The organism is Streptomyces maremycinicus, assembly GCF_001184025.1.
GTDB classification, from domain to species: Bacteria; Actinomycetota; Actinomycetes; order Streptomycetales; family Streptomycetaceae; genus Streptomyces; species Streptomyces maremycinicus.
The window spans coordinates 61,470-85,199 of record NZ_BBYG01000024.1; the positions used below are offsets into that span (position 1 = coordinate 61,470).

Sequence of the window (23,730 nt, forward strand, 5' to 3'; positions counted from 1 at the left end):
ACCTCTGGTCGTCGTCGTGGCGGCGGTGCCGCGTGGTCAGGGCTGCTTGTAGAGGGTCTGCTGGCTGACGGTCAGGGCTTCCACGTCGAGCATGGTGTGGTGGACGTCCAGGGCGGAGACGACCTCGGCCAGTCCCTTCATGCGGAAGCCGCCGGGAGTCAGGTCGATGTCGTTGATGTCGCGGGCGACCATGCGGCTGAGGCCGGGGTAGGTGCCGGGCTGCGGAGGAGACAGGACCGCCACCGGCACGGCGTACTGCACCGCGATCAGCCCGGAGAAGGTCACCGGGATCTCGTAGGTGTACTGCTTGCGGGTCCGCCGCTGGGTGACGATGGTCTGCACGCGGGAGTTCGCCGGCACCTTGCCCGAGATCTGCGACTTGGAAGCCCAGCTGGTGTTCAGGGAGCCGCCGACCGTGGCGGCGATGCCCAGGGCCAACTGGGCGTTGAGAGACGCGTTGCCGGTGGCACTGCCCGAGGTCGTGAACCCCACCGAGCTGGTCGTCCCGGCCGATGCGGAGTTCGTCGCGGAGCTGCTCGCGGACGTCTCGGTGGCGTTGGCGTTGTCGACCCCGACGCTGTCCTTGCTGTTCTTGTTGGTCACCGTGTTCGCGTTCTTGTTCGCCATCCCGTTCTGGCACGAGGCCGCGAGCTGCGATTGCAGGTCCAGGCGGAGCTGGTTCTGGAGCTGCAACTGGAGCGAGGCACCGACGCTGCCGCCGAAGGTGAGTTTGGCGTCCCCGTGGAGCGACCAGGTGACCCCGTTGGAGACGGTGAAGTCGACCGAGTCGGTGAAGGTCATCTCGCCTTGGCTGCGGTTGACATAGGTGCGGGAGGAGAAGGTGTCGGGCGGCGGCTGGGCGATGTCGCCCCGCACCTCGATCAGCGGCTCCCCGAGGTTCATGTAGGAGAGCCAGCCCCGCTCGAACGCGGTCCCCGAGAAGGTGCCGAAGCTCGACTTGTTCACAGAGAACCCGACGGGCTTGTGCTTCACACCGGAGGGGTCGGCGTAGACCAGGTTGGGGTGGTTCAGAATGGCCTGCCAGATCTGCTCGATGTCGAGTTCCCGCAGGTTCTTTTTCGTCAGCGGCTGACGCCTGGCCTCTACCAGGCTGTACGCGGTGGAAGGCATCTACCCGTCCTCTAACTAATTCAGCCGAACCGTGCTCGGTGAGATTTAAAGAGACAACTGCGCACGTTCCGCAGAACGAAATTACCGCGCCCCCTCACACCCTGGAAGGGCGCATTCGGATGTCACACTCAATCGAGTGATCGATTTTCGGTAATCACTTCCGAAACGCCGATGAAGTGACCTTTCTTCAGGGGCATTCACTCGATCGATGACTTTTTTGCCAGCCTTGCTCGTGGGTACCGTGACTCTGGGCGCTACCGCCGGGAGAGTTTCGCTTTCGGCTGTTCATTCGGCCGGTCATTTCGGCTGGCCATTTCGGCTGTTCATTCGGCTCCATTCCGCTTCGGTTCGAAAGTCAGGTCCGCTTCGATGCGGCTCCATCGGGCGCCGCGGCGAGCATCCGAATTTTTCGTCTTTCGCATTCAGGACAGGTGAGGTTTCCGCGATGTACACCCAAGAGCGCACAGCGATGTCCAATTTGGTGGTCGGCGGCCCGGTGGCGGTAAACAGCTACGACAACGCGATCGTCGCGGCGCTGGTCGAGAACCGTCCGGTGATGCTCGTCCATGCCTTCAACGGCGGCTACCTGCGGCCCGCGGAGCTGGGCGAGGCGAGCCACGACAAGGGCGTCCAACTGGCCACCGCCCTCGACGAGACCGTCAAGGAGGCCAAGGGCCACCTCTGGCACATCACCCCCGCCGGCTTCTTCGGGCAGCGGCCGCTCTACTTCATCGAGAGCGCCGCCGGCCAGGCGACGCCCCAGCCCGCCGGCGCGGGCGGAACCGACACCGGACGTGGCGACGACGGCGTGCCGAAGCCGCAGCGCAGGCGCATCACCGTCCACCAGGACGCGCCCCAGAGCACGGCCGACACCGTCCAGGTCGGCCTGCCCGACAAGGTCGGCGACAAGTGGCGGGGGAAGAACGGCGCACCCGAGGACACCCAGCTCTGGGTCGTCACGGTCACTCCGTGGGGCGGCATCACCTTCGTGCCCATCACCCACCCCGACACCATCCTCGGCTTCAGGGACCACGCGGTGACCACCAACAACGAGGTGAACCTCACCCACAACTGGGGCGGGGACTTCACCGGGACGGTCATCAACACGTTCTACCCGCGCCTGCCCAGCGAGTGGAACGTCCCGTACCACCACGTCTTCACCTGATCCGCGGCCACCGCCGTACGACACACCCGTCCCGAGCCACCGTCCGCACCGCCTGGAAGAGGCACCACGATGCCCGTGCCCACGGAAGAACTGAAACTGGAGATCGTCAACGCCGCCACGGGGGAGATCCTCGACGGCAGGGCCGCACCGGGGCAGGGCGGAGCCGTCGTCGTCCGCGAGCTCCCCGAGGACGGTCCGGCCCCGCAGCAGTGGCAGATCCTTCCCGTGCAGTCCGCGCAGTCCGCACAGGACGAGCAGGTCTACGTGATCCGCAACGTGACCGGCGGTAAGGCCCTTGAACAGCCCGCTGCCGCGGGCGGCGGCGTTCGTCAGGAACAGGCGGCCGACGGCAAGAAGACCCAGCAGTGGCGCCTTGTCCCCGTCGAGGGCGAAGCCGCCCTCTACTTCATCGAGAGCGCGGCCGACGACAGCGTCCTCGACCTCGACCGCGACGCTGTCGGTGAGAGCGGCACCCCGGTCGTCGTGCGCGCGTACGACGAGGACGCGGAAAGTCAGCGATGGCGCCTCGTGCCGGCCGAGCCCGAGCGCGTCAGCGACCCGGTGCTGCGCTGGGCACGGCTGGGGCACTGGAACGGACGGCAGTCCTGGCGGCTGGCCCCCTCGGCGGCGCTGCGGCCCGCACCCGACGCGACCCCCTCGTTCAGTGATCTGCTGCTGGTCCTCGACCGGTTCGGTACCGACCAGGACGCCGGCGGCTGGAAGAGCGAAGGTGCCGCACCCCGCCCCGGCGCACAGCCGGGTTCGTGGGCCGGGCTCGGCGCGCGGTTCCTCGCCGAAACCTCCGGTAAGGCGCCGGCGGACATCGTCGCGCTCAAGCCGGCCAAGGGGGTCGTCACCGCGGATGCGCGAGGTGACGGCACGTTCGAGGACGAGGAGCGTGTCGTGCAGCCGCCCGCACCCGCTGCGAGTCCCGCGGACCTGTGGACCCTGGCCGACGTCACGGGTGAAGGCAGGCCCGGCATCGTGGTGCTGGCCACCGACGGTGTCCGGGTGACCCTCCAGGACGAGGGCGGGATGTTCGCGCCCGCGGGCGGCGGGCCGGCCCTCCAGGCGTTCGGCCACGGCGATCAGGCCGGCGGGTGGCTGACGGACAAACATCCCCGCTTCCTGGCCGACACCACCGGCGACGGCCGGCTCGACATCGTCGGCTGCCACGACGACGGCGTCTGGATCTCCCTCCAGGACGAGGACGGACAGTTCGCGCCCTTGCCCGGCGAGCCCGCCCTCCGTGCGTTCGGCCACGACGAGAAGGCCGGCGGGTGGCTGACGGACAAACATCCCCGCTTCCTGGCCGACACCACCGGCGACGGCCGGCTCGACATCGTCGGCTGCCACGACGACGGCGTCTGGATCTCCCTCCAGGACGAGGACGGACAGTTCGCCGAGCCCCTGTACGTCCTGAACGACTTCGGGACCGACCAGGGGTGGATCTCGGCGCAGGAGCACCCCCGGTTCCTGCTGAAGACCACCGGCGACGGGGAGACGGACATCGTCGGCTTCGGCCCCCACGGCGTCGTCGTCGCGCGCGGCCACGGCGACGGCACCTTCGAGCCCTCCAAGCTCGTCCTGAACGACTTCGGGACCGCCCAGGGATGGACGGCCGAGAAGCACCTGCGCTTCCTTGCCGATGTCACCGGTGACGGCAGCCCCGACATCGTCGGCTTCGGCGACGAAGGGGTCTGGGTCTCCCACAACCGCGGCGACGGCACGTTCGAGCAGGCCCGACTCGCCTGTCGCGGCTTCGGGTACGCCGACGACGCCGGCGCCTGGCGGGTCGGCCACCACCCCCGCTTCCTCGCGGACATCACCGGCGACGGACGCGTCGACATCGTCGGCTTCGGAGGACCGGGCGTGTACGTGGCCCGCAACCTCTACCGACGCTTCCGAACCCGATGAGCCCTGACCGCACCACATCCCGTGTACTCGATCAACTGCTCTGCCTAGTCCAAGTCTTGGGGAGAATTCATGCGTAGGTCCACGACGGCATGCACGGTGCTCGCGCTGGGAGCGAGCCTGTTGCTCGGAGGGCCGGCGCCCGGAGCCACTGCTGCGGCCGCTCCCGGTGCGGTCACGGCGCTCCGTGCGCCGACGCCTCCGTCGTCCGTCCCCGATCTCGATGCCCCGGGGCCGGCCAGGACGGTCGAGTTCCCGCCGGACGGGCGGATCCGCTCGAGCCCGGGGCAGGTGAAGATCCAGGCTCCGCAGTACACGCGAATCGTCCGGGTGGACCCCTGGTGCAGCGGCATGAACTGCCCTGTGTCCATTGCCCCCGACGGCTCGTCCGCCGGCTTTTCTCTCCAGAGCAACAACTGGGTGTGGAGCCGGCCCTTCAAGATCGACGTCGTCGCCACGGACGACGCGCCCATGGCAGGTGGCCGGTTCACCGGCACCCTCACCTTCGAAGGTGTGGTGGTGGACTGGACCGTCAACATCACCCAGGGCACTCCCGGGGCCTTCGGTGGGTACGTCAGCAGCGTCCCCGGGGGAGGCGGCGCCCGGGTTCGTTTCGTCGATCCCGATCTGCATGCCGCCGCTGCCGGGTTCAAGGACCGGGACATCATCACCTCCGTCGACGGTCAGCCCGTCACGTCGGCGGCATCCCTCAGCGCCGTCCTCGCCGGTAAGCGAGCCGGAACCGCGGTGCCCGTGGGCATCGTGCGCAACGGCATCCAGACGACCTTGCAGTACACGGTCGACGAGTGATCGCCACGACGTACACGCGCGGGCGCGCTTGCCGCCTACCGCTCCCGCGGTCTTCGGACACGATCGGCGAGGCCTTCGTCCTGGCCGGCCGGCCCACGGTGAGGTGACGATGATGAGCAAAGCCAAGACAGCAGCAACAGAGGGTGAAGACCTCACCCCCGAGATCACTACGGTCGCCGGTACCGGGGAGGCCGGGCCCGCAGGAGACGACGGGCCCGCTCTCGCGGCCCGGCTCGACCGTCCCTACGGCCTCGCGATGGACACCACGGGCACCCTCTACTTCTCCGACCACAACAATCACCAAGTCCGGAAGGTCACCACGGACGGCAGGATCCGCACGGTGGCAGGGACCGGCACCGCCGGGTTCGGGGGCGATCAGGGTCCTGCCCTCTCAGCCCGGCTGGACGGCCCGCGGGAGGTGGCGGTGGACCGTGCCGGGAACCTCTACATCGCCGATTCCGAGAACCACCGGATCCGCAGGGTCACGGCCGACGGGCAGATCGGCACAGTCGTCGGCACGGGCACTGCCGGGTTCAGCGGTGACGACGGCCCCGCTGTCGCCGCCGAGTTGAACTGTCCGTACGGGGTCGCGGTGGACAGCACCGGCAGCCTCTACATCGCCGATACCGACAACCACCGGGTCAGGCAGGTCACACCGGACGGGCAGATCCGCACAGTCGCCGGGACCGGGACCCCGGGATTCTCCGGCGACGGCGGGCCTGCCGTCACGGCCCAGCTGAACAGCCCGTATGGCGTCGCGGTGGACGGCGCGGGCCACCTCTACATCACCGATGCCGAGAACCACCGGGTCCGCAGGGTCGCCGGGGACGGCACGATCAGCACGGTCGCGGGCACGGGCGCCGACGGCTTCAGCGGTGACGGCGGCCCCGCCGCCTCCGCCCGGCTGGACTTCCCCCTGGGCGTGGTGGCCGACACCACCGGCAGCCTCTACATCTCAGACCACAACAACCACCGGGTCCGCAGGGTCGCCGGGGACGGCATGATCAGCACGGTCGCGGGCACGGGCACCGACGGCTTCAGCGGTGACGGCGGCCCCGCCGCCTCCGCCCGGCTGAACTACCCGTTCGGGCTCGCGGTCGACTGCGTCGGCGCCCTCTACATCGCCGACTACGTCAACAACCGCGTCCGGAAGGTCACGGCGGCCGCCATGACAGGACTGCCCGCATCAGGCACGGTGATCTCCTGGGCGAGCGTGCGTAGCCGGCTGCGGATCGGGGTCACGCGCGAGTCGCTCAAGGACGGGGCCAAAATCCAGCAGTCGCTCGCCGTTCCCCGCCAATCGCAGCACTGGCGGCTGGTCGTAGCCGGGGAGAGCGACAGCGGCTACGTGGTGTACACGATGGAGAACGTGCGCAGCGGGAAGGTTCTGGAGGTCGAGGAGGCCCGGGGGACGGCCGGGGCGGTGGTCGCGCAGCGCGCCTACGAAGGCGACGAGGCACACCATCAGCAGTGGCGGCTGATCCCGGTGGGCACCGTGGGCGACGACCCCCGGGTCTACGAGATCGCAAACCGGAGCAGCGGTCTGCTTCTGGCCGTCGAAACCAACGCGCCTGTGGTGATCACGCAGCGCTGGGCGGAGGGCGACCACCGGGGCAGGCAGTGGCAGTTGCTGCCGGTGTGACGCACGGGCAGGGGGCAGGAGCGGCCTCGCCGATCCTGCCCCCTGCCCCTTTTGCCGGGCACTACCGGCCACAGCTCCGGGGCCTTCCGGGCGGGTGGCTCGGGCAGTTTCGGCGTCTCCTGGTTCTTGGGGCCTTGACGCAGTCGCTCCTCGTTCGGCCGGTCCTCAAAACGGCGACCCGGCAAGTCGAGGAAGCACCGGTGGGCGGGCCACTGCTCGGTGTGCAACGCAGAGCCCGGCAACGCCCGCGTCGGCATGCTGCGCGCCGGAAGGCGGCCTGTTTCGCGCCACCGAGGTGGGCACGGCCAGTCAGCAGGAGCGCCTCAACGTCCGGACACCGGCAAGCCCTGCTGATCAGCGCATGAGACTGGTCAAGTCGATGTCGATGACGAACGGAACGCCGGTCTTCAAGCGTGCGCGGTAAATGCCGGTGGCGACGTAGGCGCGGGGAGCGCTGCTGGTCGGAGGCGAGCGTCGGACCGCGGAAGCCGTTCGTCTCCTTCGCGACCAGAGGAAGCGCCGGTGGGCGGGCCGCTGCCCGGCGCCGGACGGACGAGCGGGCGGCTCGCCGTCCGGCGCCGGGCGGGCGTGAGGGGGGCTCACGGGGACAGGCGGTCCCAGAACGAGCATGCGTGTGCGGAATACGCGTCGACCGGGTGGATCCCGTCCGCTTCCGCAGCCAGCGACAGCACCGACGGCGTGTGGGGTGACGACGGGCGCAGGGCGGGCCATGGCGGGGCGTCGGGGGTGTTCGGGTCGCCGGTGCGCGCGAAGGTGGTCCAGTAGCCGACCATGCGGTCCGACAGGGCGCGCTGGCCGTCGGTCAGCGGCCGCTCGGTGGGCACGGAGGGGAACAGGAACGGCATCTCGAAGCCGTGCGCCGCACCATAGGGGAAGCCCGGGTCCGCCGGCAGACCGGCGAGGACGGGAGCGTGTGGATCGTTGAACTCGTAGCCGTACAGGGGCAGGCCGGGGGCATGCGCCGCGATGGCCTGGCCGGCCGCCAGCGTGGTGCACGTGAAGGACCGGTCGGTCAGCACCGCGGCCCAGGCCAGCGCGGGAGAGGCATGGTGTGCCGCCGGGTACCGCGCCTCGACGGCCGGGGCCGTGGGACCGAAGGCGTCCGCCAGCCGGGCACGATAGTCGGCCTCGGTACGGATCGGGAACGCGGCGAGCGACAGGCCGACGAACATCCGCATCTCGTCGTGGTTGGTGCCCAGCATGACCGGCATCCGGTGGAAGCGTCCCGACGCCAGCGCCCGGCCGGGTGCGACGGGCAGCAGCCTGTTGTCGAAGGCGGGCCGGTTGAAGGACTGCATCAGCTGCGCGGTGGCCAGACGGTCCGTGCTCAGTCGGCGCAGGCACGCCAGCACCTCGTCCCCGCCGCCCGTCGTGCAGCCCAGTTGCCGGGCGGCCTGAGCACCGGCCGTCTGGACGTCGGCCTGTGCGGCGAACGGCTCGTACGCCGGTGTTGCGGGCCCGAGGGCGCCGCGCGGGAAGGACGTGAGGCAGGAGCCGCTCTGAAGCACAGCCCGCTGGAAGAGTCCGGCGGCGGTCGGCGAGGTGAGGTGTGCGCAGATACTGAGGGCGCCCGCGGATTCCCCGAACAGCGTGACCCTGCTCGGATCACCGCCGAAACGGGCGGCGTTCGCCCGCACCCAGCGCAGGGCGGCCTGCTGGTCCGCCAGTCCGAAGGGCGGGGCGGCGCCCAGGGCGGAGTGGCCGAAGTAGCCGAAGATCCCCAACCGGTAGTTGACCGTGACGACGACCGCGTCCCCCCGGACCGCCAGTCGTTCAGCGCTGTAGTCGCTGCCGGAACCGCCCAGGAACGCACCGCCGTGCACCCACACCAGCACCGGCCGCTTCTTCCCGGCCGGCGCCGGCGCGGGCACCGTGACATCGAGGTACAGGCAGTCCTCCGAGCCGACGATCGCGCCCGCACCTGGTGCGGGCATCTGCACACAGCGTTCGGCCGGCCTCGTCGCATCCCGGACGCCCCGCCACGCGGCGGGGGGCGCAGGGGCACGCCAGCGCAGCGGTCCGGTCGGCGGCGCGGCGTAGGGGATGCCGTCGAAGGTGGTGTACGAGCCGTGGGAGAGACCGCGTACCCGGCCCTGGTCGGTCCGTACGACGACGCTCCCCTGTTCCGCGGAGTCAGGGGAACGAGGGCTCGAGCCGACCGCGGGCACGGTGACGGCCCAGAGCAGTGCCAGCGCGCACAGCAAGGCGAAGAGCACCGCGCGGAGTCCGGCTCTTCGGCATGGACGCGGTGCTGTCATGGTCGGGGACATACGCACCCACCGTTCTTGGGTCGGGGACGGCACGGGACGACGCCGCGGCAGGCCGTGCGCGGCCGCACCGGTCCGGTCGGGCGGCAGCGGGCTCCGGTCCACGGCAACGGTGCGGCCCGGCGTCGTCAGTGATCCATACGCTAGGAGCTCCCGCGCACTGGAGGTTCAAGGGGCTGTGACGCAAGACACGTGGAGTATCGGTGAGTTGGCGGCCGGCACAGGTGTGCCCGTCAAGACGCTCCGTTACTACTCCGACAGTGGTCTGCTGCCGGTGGCCGTCCGCAGCTCCGGCGGCCACCGGCGCTACGGCCCCGAGGCGTGGGAGCGGGTCCGGCTCATCAGACGCCTGCGGGCGCTGGGTACTCCGATCGCGACCATCACGCAGGTGGTGACGGGTGAGTGCACGCTCGGCGAACTGGTGGCCACCGAGCTCGAGGAGGTGCAGGAGCGCCTGACCGAACTGCGGTGGCGCGAGGCCACGCTCAAGTCCCTGGACGACTGCCCGGGCGAGGAACGGCTGCGGCGTCTGGACATACTGTCCCGGGTGCAGCGGCTGCCGGAGGCGCATCGCACGCTCACCGATCACTGGTACCGCGAGCTGTCCGGGGCGATGCCCGAGCGCCGGCTCGACATCATGATCGCGATGCTGGCCCCCGCGCCACCGCAGGACCCCTCCCCCGCCACGGCCCTGGCCTACGCCGAGCTGCACCTGCTCATCTCCACGCCCGGTTTCACCCGTTGGACCCAGGACCACGACCAAGAGATGAGGGACGGCCCGGCCTTCTACGCGGAGATCGACGAAGCCGCCGCCCTGACGGCCGCCGCCTTGGCCCAGGGGCTGGCGCCCGGCGCCGGGGACGCGGTGGACGCGTTCGTGTCCGCCCACGCACGAGCCCGGCAGGAGTCGGACACCCCCGCCTTCCGCGCCCACCTGCACACGCTGGTGTCGCGCTCATCCGGCTTCGACCCCCGGCTGGAGCGGTACTGGGCCCTGGTCGGCACCGCTACGGGCGGGCGTGTGCTGAACATGACGGTGGCGCATCGCTGGCTGACCGACGGACTGTCGATCTCGATCGCAGAGAGCGCGCGCGGGACACCGAGAGGCTCAGAGTCGGGCTCGGACTCGGACTCGGACTCGGACTCGGACTCGGGGGAACCTACGGCCGGTTAAGAAGGCGCCTCACCAGGGAGGCCGCCGTCGCACCCCCTTCAGTTCCGCGACAGCGAGCAAGCCGTCATGGTCCGTCGATCGTGTCTGGGATGATCGCGCGGTGAGCGATACAAGGGTGGCGGCCATGGAGGCTGTGGAGTCACATGTCCGGGCGTTCTTCGAGGGTCATTCGGTGGAGGGCGTCGACTACGACCTCGGGCCGCAACGGCGAACGGCGGTGCCCTGTCTGCGCGTTCTCGTCGTGGGCCCCGGCCCCCGCGGTGACGGCTGGGCCTATGTGACCGCCGGGTGCTGGGCCGCGATGGATACGGACGGTCACGGACTTGAGTTCGTCATGACCGCCCACGTCCGCGACCAGCGGTTCATCGAGCTCATGGCGATGATCGCCTCCTACCACTGCGGCGGACATCAGCTCGACCTGGAGCACAGTATGCCGATCGGTGAACCGTGGGTGCCCGGGTCGACCTGCGATCACCTGTTGATCAGCCTCCCCTATCTCCACGGCCCCGACCTGGAACACTGCCCCGTTCCCGGAGGTCATGCCCGCGTCCTGTGGGCCCTGCCGGTGACGACGGCCGAGATCGAGTTCCGCAGGCGTCACGGGCACGAGGCGTTGGAGCAGCTCTTCGACGAGGCGGCGATCAACCCCGTGGATCCGTTCAGGGCATCAGTCGCTTGAGACGGTGAGGTCCGGTGCCGGGGCCGGGAGTCGAGGGTGGCTGCCAGCCCAGGATCGTGTCCAGGGCTCTCAGGGACAGTGCCCGGGGTGTGGCGCGGACGGCGAGGTTGCGGGCGGACACGGCAAGTGGGTGGGAGAGCCGGGCGAGTTCGCCGATGCGGCGGGAGCGGCGGCTGATCCGGGTGGTCCGGCGGTGTCTGGCTCTCGTGTAGGCGGCGAGCGCGGTCGGCACGTCGGCGGCGGGCGTGAGGAGGTGCGCCGCGACCACGGCGTCCTCGATGGCCTGGCAGCCGCCCTGGCCCAGGTTGGGGGTCATCGCGTGGGCGGCGTCGCCGAGCAGGGCGACCCGGCCGGCGTGCATCCGGGGCACGGGCTCGGCCAGTTCGTGGAAGTCGTGGTGGAGTATGCCGACCGGGTCGGGGGCGGACCGGTCCAGCCGGTCCAGCAGTGCGGGTATCGGATCGTGCCAGGCGCCGAAGCGCCGGGTCAGTTCCGCGTGATGGTCGGTCCGCGGCGTCGCGCCGGGGCCGGACACGGCGGTGGCGTAGACGTAGATGCGGCCATCGGCGAGCGGGACGACGCCGAACCGCTCGCCTCTCCCCCAGGTTTCGGCAGCCTGCGGGTCCGGCAGGCCGGCCCCGGGCAGCACCGCTCGCCATCCGGCCTCACCGGCATGACGCAGCCCGCGGTGTTCGGGGAAGAGGTAGGTGCGCAGCGCGCTGCGCAGGCCGTCCGCCGCCAGGACGACGTCGGCACGCAGGTCTCCTGCCGAGGTGCGCACGGTCACGGTGTCCCCCGTGTCGTCCAGGCCGGTCACCGATACGCCGAGGTGTACGACGCCGGGCGGCAGGGCGGCCGCGAGGGTGCCGATCAGGAAGCCGCGGTGCACGGCGATCGCGGAGAGCCCGTGGCGGGCGGACACGGCGCCGCCGTCGGACCGGCTCAGCCAGGTGCCGTCGGGCGTCCGCAGCCCGACCTGGATCGGCAGGGCGTCACCCGCCGCCCGCAGGGCGGGATCCCGGCCGGGACCCAGGCCGGGACCCAGGCCGATCGCCTCCAGGGCGCGCAGCGCGTTCGGCGCGAGCACGATGCCGGCGCCGATGCCCGTGAGGACGGGCGCCCGTTCACAGACGGTGACGCGCCATCCCCGGCGGCTCAGGCCCACCGCCGCGGTCAGGCCCCCGATCCCGCCTCCGGCCACCACGGCATGACGAACCCTCACGACGACTCCCCCTCCGCCTCTCCACCCCCACCCCCTCTACATCTGTAGAGGCGACATGCCCGCACTCTACATCTGTAGAGTGCGGGCATGTCCATCCCTGACCGCCGGGACCTGATCGCCGACGCGGCCATCAGGACCGTGGCCACCGCCGGGCTGCGCGGCCTGACGCACCGCGCGGTCGATGCCGCCGCGGGTCTGCCGGCCGGCAGCACGTCGTACTACTTCCGCACCCGCAGCGCTCTGATCAGCGCCTGCTACCTCCGCCTGGCCGCGCTCTCGGTCGCGGACGCGGACCAGGCGGATCAGGCGGCTCAAGCGGCTCAACGGAAAGCCGGCCACGGGCCGCCGGACCTGGACTCCGCAGCAGGCGCACTGGCCGCGCTGCTGCACCACTGGCTGACGGCGGCACGCGACAGGCAGCTCGCCCGCTTCGAACTCAGCCTGGAGGCGACCCGCCGTCCGGAGCTGCGCGCCGACCTGCACACCGCCGGCCTGACCGCACGGGCCAGGGCCACCGCCCTGCTGGCGGCGCTCGGTGCTCCCCGTCCGGGCCCGGCGGCGGAGCTGCTCGTCGCCTGGACCGACGGCCTGCTGTACGACCGGCTCGTCGGCGCCCTGGCCGCGACCCGCCCGGTGCCCGACGTGGCAGAGCTGACCCCGGTGGTCCGCCGGATGATCGAAGCCGCGCTCTCCGCCTGACCGAAGCCGGCGGCACCGCCGGGCTCTTGTCCGGTGAGCCGGCAGGGCTCACCTGCATGGACGTCAGATCGTGCACGCCATCCCCGAGCCGTGAGAGCAGCGGGCCAACCGCCGGCGCCGCGGCAGCCAGGGCGGCCGACCCGCAGAGCCGGCCGCGATCCGCCCATGGCTCAGCCCGGAGGGAGACGCCCCGCTCAGAGGTCCCTTGCCGCCGGACAGTGGCGGCGGAGTTCACCCAGTACGCGCTCGTCGACGGCCCTGACGTCCCACCACGAACTGTCCACTTCGGTCAGGACGACCATCACCCTGCCCTCGGCGAACCCACGCGCTTCGGCGTCGATCAGCTGGAGGAAGGGGGTCGTCAGCGACAACAGCGTCAACGTGTCCATGCCGCCATCGGCGGACCGCCTCTCCATCTCGGCGCAGCGAGGATCGACGATCTCGTCGCATTCGACGCGCCACGTCAGGTCCAGGCCGAAGCCGCCGAGGCGGACCAGGAGTTCAGCCAGGGTCACGTAGTGCTTTTCGCGCCGGGCAGGAAACGTGATCCCCTTCATCCCCGCCACTGCTTCGGCCGTATCGCGCGGCACGCGCCCCCTCCATTCGTTCAGCCGGAAACAGCAGGCCACGGCTGCGAGCGGCCCACACCACCCGTCGGGCAGGCCCTAGGGGCGGAGCATGTCCGTCATGGGCGACTGCGGCGGGATCAGGCCCGGCAGCAGCCAGGGCTGGAAGAGGCTCAGTACCGCGAGTACGAGGAAGGCGGCCCCGACGACCTGCGAGAAGACGGGGCCCAGCCGCCAGAGCTTCTCCACGAAGATCACCACGGCCACCGCGGCCATCGCCAGGACGTTCATCACGCCCAGCGGGACAAGCACCACCATCAGCCCCCAGCAGCAGCCCACGCAGTACGCCCCGTGGTGCGCCCCGACCCGCAGATCGCGGGCCCGGGGCCGGAAGCCCGCGTAGCGCACGAGCTGGCCCATCGGGCTGCGGCAGTGGCGCAGGCAGAGGTCCTTCCACGGGCCGAACTGGTACAGCCCGGCGATCAGGAAGGCCCCTGCGCCGATCCAGCGCCCGGCGCCCGGGTGGTCGTCCACCAGGGCCCCGGTCCCGGCGAGGAGCCCGTAGGCGATCAGGCCGAAGGCCGTCCAGACCAGCAGGTACCCGGCGGCGAACTGGGCGCCGCGGACCACCCGCACGTACCCCGTGGGCGACCGGCGTCCGATGGCCCGCGCCCAGGTGAGGGCCACCGGGGCCACCGACGGGAACATCATGGCGATCATCATGACCAGCCACAGCAGCAGGAACAGCGGGAGGCCCATACCCATGGTTCCCGGCTCGACCCCCATGTCACGGGCCTGGTCGGCCACCAGCAGCCAGGCGAGGAGGGCGATCGACGCCATCACCGACCAGGCGAACGCGAGCCGCCGGGCCGGCAGCAGATTCGCCGGACGCAGAGGCGGTGACAGGGCCTTCCGGTCGAGGCGCACACCTCCAGCACATCACGGCGGACCTGCACGTGCGCGCAGGAACGCAGGACGCGGAAAGCATGTCCGGTGACCCCCGCGGTGGGACAATCGAGGTGGACACCCGTACGACCCGGGCGTGGGCAGGCGATGGCTCCCGGGGGCTCTGCCGTCCTCCCGAGACCGACGCCCCGGCACGGTCACGAGGAGGCAGGGAGATGTCCGAGACGACGGCGACCGTCCCCCGCTGGCACGCGGCGGGCGACTGGTTCGACACCTGCAAGTGCGACGTGCCCTGCCCCTGCTCGTTCGCGCAGCCGCCCACCCACGGCGACTGCGACGGCGTCCTGGCCTGGCACATCCGCGAAGGCCGGTACGGTGACGTACGGCTGGACGGCCTGAACGTGCTGATGCTGGCCTCGTTCGTCGGCAACATCTGGGCCGAGCACACGGACACGTACGCCGCGGTCTTCGTCGACGAGCGCGCCGACGGCCCCCAGCGCGAGGCGCTTCAGATGATCTTCGGCGGGCAGGCGGGCAGCTGGCCCGCCGAGATGGTGAGCATGATGGGCGGCGAAATGCGCGGCATGGAGTTCGCCCCCATCGAGATCGAGGTCGCCGACGACCTCGCGAGCTGGCGGGCCGTGGTCCCGGACCGGGTCGAGGCGAGCGCGGTCGCGCTCACGGGACCCACGACCCCGCAAGGTGCGCGCGTCCAGTCGACCAACCTGCCGGGTGCGGAGACCGGACCGGGCCAGGTCGCGACCTGGGGCCGCTCGACGATGGACCGCGCCGACGCGCACGGCTTCCTCTGGAGGCGCGAAGGCCTGTCCAGCAAGCACATCACCTTCGACTGGACCGGCCCCGACTAGCCGGGCCGTCTCGCTCGGACACGCGGTTGCCGGCGCTCCCGCGCATCCTGGATCCGGTCGGCCGGGCATGTCCGCCGCCTCTTGGGCATGGCGGGGCCCCTCGAAACAATTACTTGGCTAGCCACATATTCGGTGCTACTTTTATGTGGCTGGCCACAGAAAGTGGTCGGTGCGGCATCCCACCCGAGGAGAGCACCGTAATGAAGGCCATCGTTTTCGACACGTTCGGCGGCACCGAGGTCCTGCACGAGGCGGAGATCGACATCCCGCAGCCCGGCTCCGGCCAGGTCCGCGTGCGAATACAGGCCGTCGGCATCAACCCGGTGGACGGCAAGATCCGCTCCGGTGGCATGGAGGCCATCTTCCCCACCACGCTGCCCGCCGTCCCCGGCGGGGAGATCGCCGGTGTGGTCGACGCCGTCGGCGAGGGCGTCGACCACCTGAAGGTGGGCGACGAGGTCCTGGGCTGGTCCGACACCGGCTCCTACGCCCAGTACGCCCTGGCACCCGCGGCCGTCCTCGCGCCCAAGCCGGCCGGCCTGGACTGGACGCACGCCGCCGCCCTGCCCGTGGCGAGCGACGGTGCCGAACGCGTGCTGGACCTGCTCGGCGTCACCTCGGGCGAGACGCTGCTGATCCACGGAGCGTCCGGCGCGCTCGGCACCATCGCCGTCCAGCTCGCCGTCGCACGCGGCGCCCGCGTCATCGGCACGGCCGGAGCCGCCAACCAGGAGTACGTCACCTCACTCGGCGCGACCGCTCTGCTCTACGGCGACGACCTGGTCCAGCGGGTCCGCGCGCTCGCCCCCGAAGGGGTCGACGCCGTCTTCGACGCCGCGGGCAAGGGCGCGCTGGAGGACTCCATCACCCTGCGCGGCGGCACCGACCGGATCGTCACCACCGCCGACTTCCGCGCCCGCGAACTCGGCGTCGTCTTCGCGGAGGGCCCGCAACGCCGCTCCGCCGCGCGGCTGGCCGAACTGGCCCAGCAGGCCGCCGACGGCACACTGGTGACCACGCTCAGCGCCACCTACCCGCTGGCGGAAGCCGCGAAGGCGCAGCAGGCCAGCGACGCCGGCCACAACCGCGGCAAGATCGTCCTCACCGTCAACTGACCGATCACCCCCACCTGGTGGGCAGGGAGCACAAAAATGTCCGACATCACGGCAGCGGAGCCGCCGAGCACGGCGCGCGACGGACGACTGAGCTACGCCGTCTTCCAGCTCGCCCGCGCCCACCGCGGCCACGCCGCCGCCATGCTGCGCGCCCTGAACCTGCACCCGGGACAGGAACTGCTGCTGATGCAGCTCTTCGACCACGACGGCCAGACACAGGCAGAACTGCTGGAACGCGTCGGCCTCGACCACTCCACCGTCTCCAAGTCACTGCGCCGCATGCAGGAGGCCGGACTGCTCACCCGGGAGCCCGCTCCCCACGACCGGCGGGTCATGGTGGTCAGCCTCACCGACGCCGGCCGTGCCCTCCAGGAGCCCATCGCCGGCATGTGGCGCGACCTGGAGCAGATCTCCGTGCGCGATCTGACCCCCGACCAGGTCGACTCGTTCACCGCGTGTGCGCACACCATCGAGAAGTCGGTCAGGGACCACGGCCGGCAGACACCACCCGCCACGTAGACAGGCACGGCCGGCCAGGCACGGCCGGGCGCTCCCCCCTCCCCCGCCAGGCCCAGTCGGGGCGGTCCGCTTCCGGCGACCATGTACGGGGCTACCCTTGGCCGCCTGTGCGTCTGAGCCGGGGAGGTCTTGTGAGTCCGAGTCCGCGCGAGGTGTTTCTCCGGCTCGTTCACGGGGTCGCCGACGGGAACTTCGACGCCTTGCCCGACCTGTACGGCGAGGTCACCGACGTCCGGCATCCGATGGCGACGCCCGAGTCCGAGCCGTTGACGAGTCGGCGGGCGCTCCAGGAGCACTTCACCGTGCCGCCGGAGGTCCGGCAGTCCCTGCCGAAGCGGCGGGTCGTCGACGTCGTGGTGCACGAGACCGCCGATCCCGAGGTGATCGTCGCCGAGTTCGCCTACGAGTTCACCTTGCCGGACGGCGCCCCGGCCAAGGTGCCCTGCGTCTTCGTCATGCGTGTCCGCGACGGCCGGATCATCGAGTCACGCGACTACATCGATCCCATCCGTACGTACACGGCACGCGCGGACCTCGACCTCCTCATCGCGTCCTTGCGGAAGGACGTCCCCTGAAGTCCCGGCTACGGGCGTCCCGTCACCGATGACCGCCTGTGCGCCCGGCTTCGGCTGCCGGTGCGCACGGAGTAGGTGTCGGCGGCGCGACTACCGCTTCTTGTGCTTCGCCGCCTTTTCCGCGCTCTTTGCTTTGCCCTGGCCCGTGTTCGCCTCGTTCTTCGCCTGACCGGGCGGTTCGCTCGCGGTCTTGGCCGCGGGGCGTGCCGCGGCGTCGGTCGTGTCCTGCCGGGGGGCAGCGGTGCCTGATGCCGGGGTCGGGTTTTCCGATGCCGGGCGGACGCTGTGTGCGGGGGTGGAGCCGGTGTGGCCGGTGGACGGCTGAGGCGCCGGTGTGCCGGAGGCGCCGTCGCGCTCTTGTGAGGTGCCGGGGGAAGGGGAGGTCACGGCCGGGCCGTCGGCGGGGCGGGAGGCCTTGCTGTCGGCGCCCTGCTGCGAGGAGCTGTCGGCGACGGCGAGGGTGGCTGCCATGGCGGCGGCGAGTGCGGCCCCGGCCATCAGGAAGCGGCTCCGGGTGCGAGCGGGTGCCGCAGCGGCTCGGGGGGCCGCGGCGGCGAGGGGCCGCTCCGGGGCGGGCAGCGGCCTCCTGTGGGTAGCGGTGGTGCCCTCGGCAGGCCGCCGGCCGGCGGCGATGCTCGTGACGCGGGCTGCGGGCAGGCGGGGCGTGAGGCCCGTAACGCCTGTGCGGTCCGTGCGGTCCGTGCCCGGTGGACTGGGCGGACAGGGCGGTCAGGGTCCGGGCGCAGTCGGCTGCCGTGGGGCGGGTCTGCTCGTCCAGTGCGGTCATGTCCCGCAGCAGGGCGGCGAGTTGTGCGGGGAGGAAGTCCGGGAGGCGGGGCTCGCGGTGAAGTCGCGCGATCGCCGCCTCCAGGGGGCCGCCGTCGTATTCGAGCCTGCCGGTGAGGCATTCGAGCAGGACCAGCCCCAGGGCGTAGACGTCGGCCGGCCGTCCGACGGGCCGGCCCAGGACCTGTTCGGGCGAGAGATAGGCCGCCGTGCCGATGAGGGTGCCGGTGGCGGTGGCGGTGCAGGTGGCGGCGTCGAGCAGCCGGGATATACCGAAGTCGGTGAGGTGGGCCTGCCCGGAGGCGTCCAGGATGACATTGGACGGCTTGACGTCACGGTGGACGATTCCCGCCTCGTGCGCGTGGGCCAGGGCATCGGCGAGACCGGCACCGACCGTGGCGGCGGCCCCGGGAGACAGGGGGCCCTCGGCGATACGCGCCTTGAGGGTGTGGCCTTCGATCAGCTGCATGACCAGATAGGCGTCACCGTCGTGCCGTCCCGCGTCATAGGCGGTCACCAGTCCGGGATGGTGCAGCCGGGCCAGGATCATCGCCTCGCTCAGGAAGGCTTCCTCCGTGTCGAACCCGGTGCCGGGCCGGAAGAGTTTCACGGCCACCGGCCGGCGCAGCCTCAGGTCGAAGCCACGATGGACGTCCGCGGCACCACCCGACCCGATGAGCGCGTCCAGGCGGTACCGGCCGGCCAGTATCCGGGCGGAGCACCGGGAAGCCAGTGCGAAACCCGACTCGCGGAACCCCAATGCTCTTCTCCCACTTTTCTGACGGACGCTTACGGCGTGCGCCCGCCGGGCGGCGGGCTTCCGGCCGCGGGTACCCGCACGGCACCGGACTACCCGTGCCACCTACCTCACCTGCGGCATCCGCCCCGGGCCGGCCGGGCGGATCACCCGGGCTGTGCCCGTCAGAGCGAGGGTCCCGGGCTCGCTGCCGACGGGTCGAGCAGGGGGATGCGGGCGGTGATGCGTTTGCCGACCGGCTGCTGCTCGACGACGAGGTCCTCCGCGACAGCCATGACGATCTCCAGACCGTGCTGGCCGATCCGGCCGGGGTCCGCGGCCCGGGCCGCGGGGACGGTGGGGTCGCTGTCCCATACGACGACGTCCACGGCGCGGGCGCTGATCCGCAGCTCCACCAGGACCGGGCCGGGGGCGTATTTGCAGGCGTTGGTGACCAGCTCGCTGACCACCAGCTGGGTCAGGTCCCTCGTGCGCGCGGACACCGACACGGGATAGTCGGCTTCGGCCTGGTCGAGGAAGGCGAGGGCGTGCCGGCGGGCGTCGGCGATGCAGCCGTCACCACCACCGAGGGCGTAGCCGGCACGGATCAGGTGCTCATCCGGCACAGGACGGCCCTCGCCGTCGTCATGGGATGCCTCTGGCGTCGCCCTCATTCACCCTTCACGAGCGCGCCACTACCCCCGATTCCGTCTTACATGTCAGTGGCATCTTATTCGGCATGGTCATCAGGGTGCATGGGGCCCGGGCGGTGGGGCAGAATCGTCGGTGCACGCCCTGTCCCGGGGCAGGGCCCAGCGCAGTCGAGGAGACGGTGAGCGACATCGAGCAAGCGGACCGGCCCGACCGGTTCTCCGTCGCCCACCGCACGGTCGACGGGGTGCGCGTCGTCACCGTGCAGGGCGAGATCGACCATGACGTCAAAGACGTGTTCAGCGACGCCCTGCTGTCCGGGGACCGCGGGGCACCGGGGTCGCGGATCGTGGTCGATCTCAGCGGCGTGACCTTCATGGACTCCAGCGGCATCAACGTCTTCGTCACCGCCCACCAAGCCGTCAGCGCCGCCGACGGCTGGCTGCGCATCGCCGCCGCCCAGGAACCCGTCCTCCATGTCCTCCGGCTGGTCGGCATCGACGCCCTCATCACCTGCCACCCCACCCTCGAGCAGGCCCTCAACCCCTGAAGGTGTCCTGTCCTAGGGGTGCTGCCGGTCCGGGGTGTCGTCCTGCCGCGCGTCGTCCCGCGGTGAGCGGCGCCGCACGGCCTGGTCCAGCTCACGCTCCACCGTCTGTGACAGGGGTCGGCGTCCCAGCGCCCAGTCGATCACCATCTCGGCGACCGTGTGCAGCTTGATGTTGGTGTGCTGGGAGACCTCGCGCAGCACCTCGAACCCGGTGTCCGGCGCGATCCGGTGGGCCGCGACGAGGACACCGAGGGCCTGGTCGACCTTCGCGTGGGAGACGACCGCGTGCCGCAGCTGCGCGTTCTCCCGCTTCAGGCAGGCGGCCTCCGCGGCGTTGCGCGGACCCTCGTCGGGCAGGTGCCGCGGTACACGGGACGACGTGGTCATGGCCGGGTCTCCATACAGGGGCGGACGTTTTCCGTACGCCTGCCCCCGACCGCGCCGCCAAGACACGCCCGGCGCGGTGCGAAGATCACATGGGCCGTGGGCACGCTTCCAGGCTGTACCGCAGTGATCCGACCGTGCCGGCGAGCTCGCCTCATCGGCCGATGAGGCGCGTCCATCGATCACCGCCAGCACCTCGGCTGCGTCCGAGCAATCGGGCCTGGTCCCTCTTGAGCTGGGTGAACCGGTCGCGGATGTACTCCCTGAGCGCCCGGCCGGGGAAGGAGCCGGATGCCCCTGCGGCGTAGGTACTGGCGGCATGGGCCATTGCAGGCCATTGCTGTATGCCTAATAGGCGTTGAGGGCTGGGAGTTGGATCAGCTCTGGGCAGGGGTCGAGCGAGATGTCTGGCTGTATGCCGCGCTTTGAGTGCTTCGACAAGAGCGACGCGTGCGCGGCCCCTGCCGCTTGGGACGCGACAGCCGTAGCGTGCCGTGGTTCGAGCCGTTCCCAGGGCCACCTCTTGATCAGCCGGAGTCGTGGAGCTCTTCACGAGAGCGAGGACCCTGAGAACAGCTGGGGCCACGGACGGCTGATGGGGTGGTGCGCCGGCGAGCGCTTCTATTAGGTCGCCGAGTGGTCCTGCCGCGGCTCGACGCCGGCGGACAGCGACGTATGGAAACGAGGCGTTCATGCGGGTGACCTGCGGAATCGACTGGGCCGAAGACCATCATGACGTGGCGGTGGTTGACTCCGACGCTCGCCTGCTCGGCAAGCTCAGGGTCAGCGACGACGCGGCGGGCTTCCAGGACCTGCTGCGTCTGCTCGCCGAGCACGGCGACACTCCCGACAATCCGGTCCCGATTGCGATCGAGACCTCGCGCGGACTCATGGTGGCCTGTCTGCGGGCTTCCGGGCGCCAAGTGTTCTCGATCAACCCCATGGCCGTGGCACGCTACCGGGACCGGCACTCCGTCTCCCGCAAAAAGTCCGACCACCAGGACGCCGTCGTCCTGGCGAACATCCTACGGACCGATGCAGAGCTTCACCGGCCCCTGCCGGGCGACTCTGAACTGGTCAGGGCGATCGCCGTCCTCGCCAGAGCCCAGCAGGACGCGGTCTGGGACCGCACCCGAGCCCACAACCGTCTGCGCTCCCACCTGCGCGAGTACTACCCGGCAGTCCTTGAAGCGTTTGCCGACAAGCGCGAGAAGCTACTGGCACGAGAAGCTCGAGCGATCCTGGCGATCGCGCCCACACAGGCCAAAGCCGCCAAGCTCGCCCGCAGCAAGCTCAAAGCCGCCGTCAAACAGGCCGGCCGCCAGCGCCGGATCGAGGCCGAGACCGACCGCCTGCTCGAAGTGTTCCGCCGGACCTGGCTTCGCCAGCCGGCTCTGGTGGAAACGGCGATGGGACACCAGACACTTGCCTTGCTCGCCCAGCTCGAAGTGGCCTGCAAGGCCTGCGACGAGCTGGCAAGCGCCACCGAGGAGCTCTTCCTCCAGCACCCCGACGCGGAGATCATCACAAGCTTTCCGGGCCTGGCGGTGCTGACCGGCGCCCGGCTCCTCGCCGAAATCGGCGACGACCACACCCGGTTCGACACAGCCCGCGATCTGAAGGCTTACGCCGGAAGCGCCCCCGTGACGCGCGAGTCCGGCAAAAGCCGCCGCGTCAGCCACCGCCGGATCAAGAACAGCCGCCTGGCCGCAACCGGCCGGCACTGGGCTTTCGCCGCACTCACCGCCTCAACCGGCGCACACGACCACTACAACCGCCGGAGAGAGACCGGCGATCGCTACTACGCGGCTCTCCGAAACCTCTTCAACCGCATGCTCGGCCAGCTCCACCACTGCCTGACCACCCACCAGAAGTTCGACGAAGCGATCGCATTCGCCCCGCAGAAACCAGCACCACTCGCCGCAGCTGCTTGACCCGATAGCTGCATGGGGTGTCTTGTCCGCGGCGAGACTGTCGGGCTTCTTGCGCGGCCTGCCCGCCCCGATGCGCGGGATGCGGATCTTCTCCAGGACGGACTCGAACTGGGTGCAGTCTGCCCACTGGCCCGGAGTGGCGAGCGGAGAAAGCGGGCGGCAGCGGCCGTTGGCGCTCAGGTGGAGTTTGCTGGTGAACCCGCCGTGCGAGCGGCCCAGGCCCTCACCTCCCGCACCACCTCCACCAGGCGGGCGAGCAGGCTCTGTCATGATCCCGCCACCGGCCACAACGCCCATTGCTGACCGGCAGGAACGGCTCACGCCGCTCCCACTCGGCATCTGTCAGATCACCTCGCCCCACGTGTCGAACAACGATCCGACAGGACGCCAGTCACATGATCAGCTGACCCCGGACAAGATCGCCCGGACAGGCTTCCAGTGCCGTGACCGTCGGCGGCCACGCCGTGGGCCTGCCGGTGTGGCGGTGGGAGTTCAGCCGACCTCATTGCGGACGGCGGTGTCGAGGTCGGTGGCGGTCAGGCCGAAGGTCTCGGTGGTCTCCGTCGCGTCCATGTGGAACGGCGCGTACCACTGGTAGTCCATCTCGGCCATCTCGCGGGCGATCGGCACGATCAGCCCGGCCGTACGCGTCACGGAGCGCGGTATCTGGATGAGTCTGATCGGTGGCCGCCCTGCCGCGACGGCGTAGCGCCGCGCCAGCTCGCGAATGGTGACGGCCGGCGGGGACGGTACGTGCCAGGGTCGGCCCCACGCGCGTTCTTCCGAGGCCAGCGTGATGAGGGCCTGTGCCATGTCGCCGTTGAAGGTGAAGGTGTGCGGCATGTCCAGATGGCCGGTGATCCAGGCCGCTTTCCCCTTCAGCAGGGCCGACTTGATGAGCAGGGAGTAGACGCCGTTGGCGTTCTTGCCGATGTAGTCGGAGCCGCGGACCTCGACGGTGCGGATCCCCCCGGCGAGGGCCTGTTCCCACATGCGTCTGCGCAGGCGGCCCTTGTGCCCGGTGGCGGCCATGGGGGTGTGTTCGTTCATCCGGCCGCCGGGCTGCGGACCGTAGGCATAAAGGCTGCCGGTCAGCGCGAGGACGGCGTCGTTCGCCCTGGCGGCGGTGATGGCCGCCGTCTGCAGGGGCGGCAACAGGCGCTCCCACACCGTGTAGGAGGGTGGATTGGCGCAGTGGTAGATCACTTCCGCGCCGCGGGACAGTTCGGTCAGGCGGGAGGGGTCGGACGCGTCCGCGGCGACCCGGTCGACCAGCGGGTGCTCGGGGCCGGAGCCGCTGCGGGTGACGATGCGGACGCTCTCGCCGCGCTCGGCGAGCAGACGAGCGACGTTGGTACCGATGGAACCGGCACCGATGATGACGTGCTTGGCCATGACGGCTTCTCCATCTCCGG

The 23,730-nt window shown here is 70.7% G+C and carries 22 protein-coding genes and 1 pseudogene; 13 read left to right on the forward strand and 10 right to left on the reverse strand.

What is annotated here, in order from left to right:
- Positions 1-36: 36 nt before the first annotated feature.
- On the reverse strand, positions 37-1,131 hold the full coding sequence (locus AOQ37_RS35030) for a hypothetical protein (protein ID WP_062650687.1): 1,095 nt from the start codon (positions 1,129-1,131) through the stop codon (positions 37-39).
- A 445-nt stretch (positions 1,132-1,576) separates the two neighbouring features.
- Here AOQ37_RS35030 and AOQ37_RS35035 point away from each other — a divergent pair, with 445 nt between their 5' ends.
- The 4 genes from AOQ37_RS35035 to AOQ37_RS35050 all read left to right on the forward strand — a co-directional run bounded on the left by AOQ37_RS35035 (position 1,577) and on the right by AOQ37_RS35050 (position 6,662).
- The gene (locus tag AOQ37_RS35035) at positions 1,577-2,296 is read left to right on the forward strand and encodes a hypothetical protein (RefSeq protein WP_062650689.1); all 720 of its coding nucleotides are present in this window, start codon (positions 1,577-1,579) and stop codon (positions 2,294-2,296) included.
- Positions 2,297-2,365: 69 nt separating this feature from the next.
- Complete coding sequence (locus AOQ37_RS35040) at positions 2,366-4,213, forward strand: FG-GAP-like repeat-containing protein (RefSeq protein WP_062650691.1); 1,848 nt, start codon at positions 2,366-2,368, stop codon at positions 4,211-4,213.
- 360 nt (positions 4,214-4,573) lie between these two features.
- On the forward strand, positions 4,574-5,020 hold the full coding sequence (locus AOQ37_RS38150) for a PDZ domain-containing protein (RefSeq protein WP_062650693.1): 447 nt from the start codon (positions 4,574-4,576) through the stop codon (positions 5,018-5,020).
- A 112-nt stretch (positions 5,021-5,132) separates the two neighbouring features.
- On the forward strand, positions 5,133-6,662 hold the full coding sequence (locus tag AOQ37_RS35050) for an NHL domain-containing protein (RefSeq protein WP_062650868.1): 1,530 nt from the start codon (positions 5,133-5,135) through the stop codon (positions 6,660-6,662).
- Positions 6,663-7,261: 599 nt separating this feature from the next.
- Here the strand turns inward: AOQ37_RS35050 and AOQ37_RS35055 are convergent.
- Complete coding sequence (locus AOQ37_RS35055; RefSeq protein ID WP_062650695.1) at positions 7,262-8,899, reverse strand: carboxylesterase/lipase family protein; 1,638 nt, start codon at positions 8,897-8,899, stop codon at positions 7,262-7,264.
- 229 nt (positions 8,900-9,128) lie between these two features.
- Between AOQ37_RS35055 and AOQ37_RS35060 the strand changes: the two genes are divergently transcribed.
- Positions 9,129-10,124 (forward strand): MerR family transcriptional regulator, encoded by a 996-nt coding sequence (locus AOQ37_RS35060; RefSeq protein ID WP_159401421.1) that lies wholly within the window; start codon positions 9,129-9,131, stop codon positions 10,122-10,124.
- Between the two features lie 100 nt (positions 10,125-10,224).
- On the forward strand, positions 10,225-10,803 hold the full coding sequence (locus AOQ37_RS35065; RefSeq protein ID WP_062650699.1) for a suppressor of fused domain protein: 579 nt from the start codon (positions 10,225-10,227) through the stop codon (positions 10,801-10,803).
- On the opposite strand, the gene AOQ37_RS35070 is transcribed toward AOQ37_RS35065, so the two are convergent.
- Complete coding sequence (locus AOQ37_RS35070; RefSeq protein WP_062650701.1) at positions 10,784-12,025, reverse strand: FAD-dependent monooxygenase; 1,242 nt, start codon at positions 12,023-12,025, stop codon at positions 10,784-10,786. The two genes, AOQ37_RS35065 and AOQ37_RS35070, sit on opposite strands and share 20 nt — an antisense overlap.
- Before the next feature lie 87 nt (positions 12,026-12,112).
- Between AOQ37_RS35070 and AOQ37_RS35075 the strand changes: the two genes are divergently transcribed.
- Entirely contained in the window at positions 12,113-12,724 is a 612-nt protein-coding gene (locus AOQ37_RS35075; protein ID WP_062650703.1) for a TetR/AcrR family transcriptional regulator, read from the forward strand.
- Between the two features lie 194 nt (positions 12,725-12,918).
- Here the strand turns inward: AOQ37_RS35075 and AOQ37_RS35080 are convergent, their stop codons facing one another.
- Positions 12,919-13,314 (reverse strand): hypothetical protein, encoded by a 396-nt coding sequence (locus tag AOQ37_RS35080; protein ID WP_234437111.1) that lies wholly within the window; start codon positions 13,312-13,314, stop codon positions 12,919-12,921.
- 75 nt (positions 13,315-13,389) lie between these two features.
- A complete protein-coding gene (locus AOQ37_RS35085) occupies positions 13,390-14,217 on the reverse strand; it encodes a DUF2182 domain-containing protein (protein ID WP_062650705.1) in 828 nt (275 codons plus the stop codon).
- A gap of 194 nt (positions 14,218-14,411) precedes the next feature.
- Between AOQ37_RS35085 and AOQ37_RS35090 the strand changes: the two genes are divergently transcribed.
- The 4 genes from AOQ37_RS35090 (at position 14,412) to AOQ37_RS35105 (ending at position 17,274) form a co-directional block, all read left to right on the forward strand.
- Positions 14,412-15,065, forward strand: coding sequence for a DUF1326 domain-containing protein (locus tag AOQ37_RS35090; RefSeq protein ID WP_062650707.1), 654 nt, complete (start codon positions 14,412-14,414; stop codon positions 15,063-15,065).
- Between the two features lie 200 nt (positions 15,066-15,265).
- Entirely contained in the window at positions 15,266-16,180 is a 915-nt protein-coding gene (locus tag AOQ37_RS35095) for an NADP-dependent oxidoreductase (RefSeq protein ID WP_062650709.1), read from the forward strand.
- A 36-nt stretch (positions 16,181-16,216) separates the two neighbouring features.
- A complete protein-coding gene (locus tag AOQ37_RS35100) occupies positions 16,217-16,699 on the forward strand; it encodes a MarR family winged helix-turn-helix transcriptional regulator (protein WP_062650711.1) in 483 nt (160 codons plus the stop codon).
- 131 nt (positions 16,700-16,830) lie between these two features.
- A complete protein-coding gene (locus AOQ37_RS35105) occupies positions 16,831-17,274 on the forward strand; it encodes a nuclear transport factor 2 family protein (protein ID WP_234437112.1) in 444 nt (147 codons plus the stop codon).
- Between the two features lie 90 nt (positions 17,275-17,364).
- Here AOQ37_RS35105 and AOQ37_RS41580 read toward each other — a convergent pair whose 3' ends face one another.
- The 3 genes and pseudogenes from AOQ37_RS41580 to AOQ37_RS35115 form a co-directional block, all read right to left on the reverse strand.
- On the reverse strand, positions 17,365-17,772 hold the full coding sequence (locus AOQ37_RS41580; RefSeq protein ID WP_062650713.1) for a hypothetical protein: 408 nt from the start codon (positions 17,770-17,772) through the stop codon (positions 17,365-17,367).
- Positions 17,773-18,064: 292 nt separating this feature from the next.
- A pseudogene (locus AOQ37_RS41585) lies at positions 18,065-18,922 on the reverse strand (serine/threonine-protein kinase); the annotation flags it as partial.
- Between the two features lie 59 nt (positions 18,923-18,981).
- On the reverse strand, positions 18,982-19,470 hold the full coding sequence (locus tag AOQ37_RS35115; RefSeq protein ID WP_062650715.1) for an ATP-binding protein: 489 nt from the start codon (positions 19,468-19,470) through the stop codon (positions 18,982-18,984).
- A 158-nt stretch (positions 19,471-19,628) separates the two neighbouring features.
- On the opposite strand from AOQ37_RS35115, the gene AOQ37_RS35120 reads away from it, so the two are divergent.
- The gene (locus AOQ37_RS35120; RefSeq protein ID WP_062650717.1) at positions 19,629-19,997 is read left to right on the forward strand and encodes an STAS domain-containing protein; all 369 of its coding nucleotides are present in this window, start codon (positions 19,629-19,631) and stop codon (positions 19,995-19,997) included.
- Between the two features lie 12 nt (positions 19,998-20,009).
- Here the strand turns inward: AOQ37_RS35120 and AOQ37_RS35125 are convergent, their stop codons facing one another.
- Positions 20,010-20,384, reverse strand: a complete 375-nt coding sequence (locus AOQ37_RS35125) for an ANTAR domain-containing protein (protein WP_078890521.1) — start codon at positions 20,382-20,384, stop codon at positions 20,010-20,012.
- A 689-nt stretch (positions 20,385-21,073) separates the two neighbouring features.
- Here AOQ37_RS35125 and AOQ37_RS35130 point away from each other — a divergent pair.
- Positions 21,074-22,315 carry an IS110 family RNA-guided transposase gene (locus tag AOQ37_RS35130; RefSeq protein ID WP_062650719.1) on the forward strand — a complete coding sequence of 414 codons (1,242 nt, stop codon included), beginning with the start codon at positions 21,074-21,076 and terminating at the stop codon, positions 22,313-22,315.
- Between the two features lie 492 nt (positions 22,316-22,807).
- On the opposite strand, the gene AOQ37_RS35135 is transcribed toward AOQ37_RS35130, so the two are convergent.
- On the reverse strand, positions 22,808-23,710 hold the full coding sequence (locus tag AOQ37_RS35135) for an SDR family oxidoreductase (protein ID WP_062650721.1): 903 nt from the start codon (positions 23,708-23,710) through the stop codon (positions 22,808-22,810).
- Between the last annotated feature and the right edge of the window lie 20 nt (positions 23,711-23,730).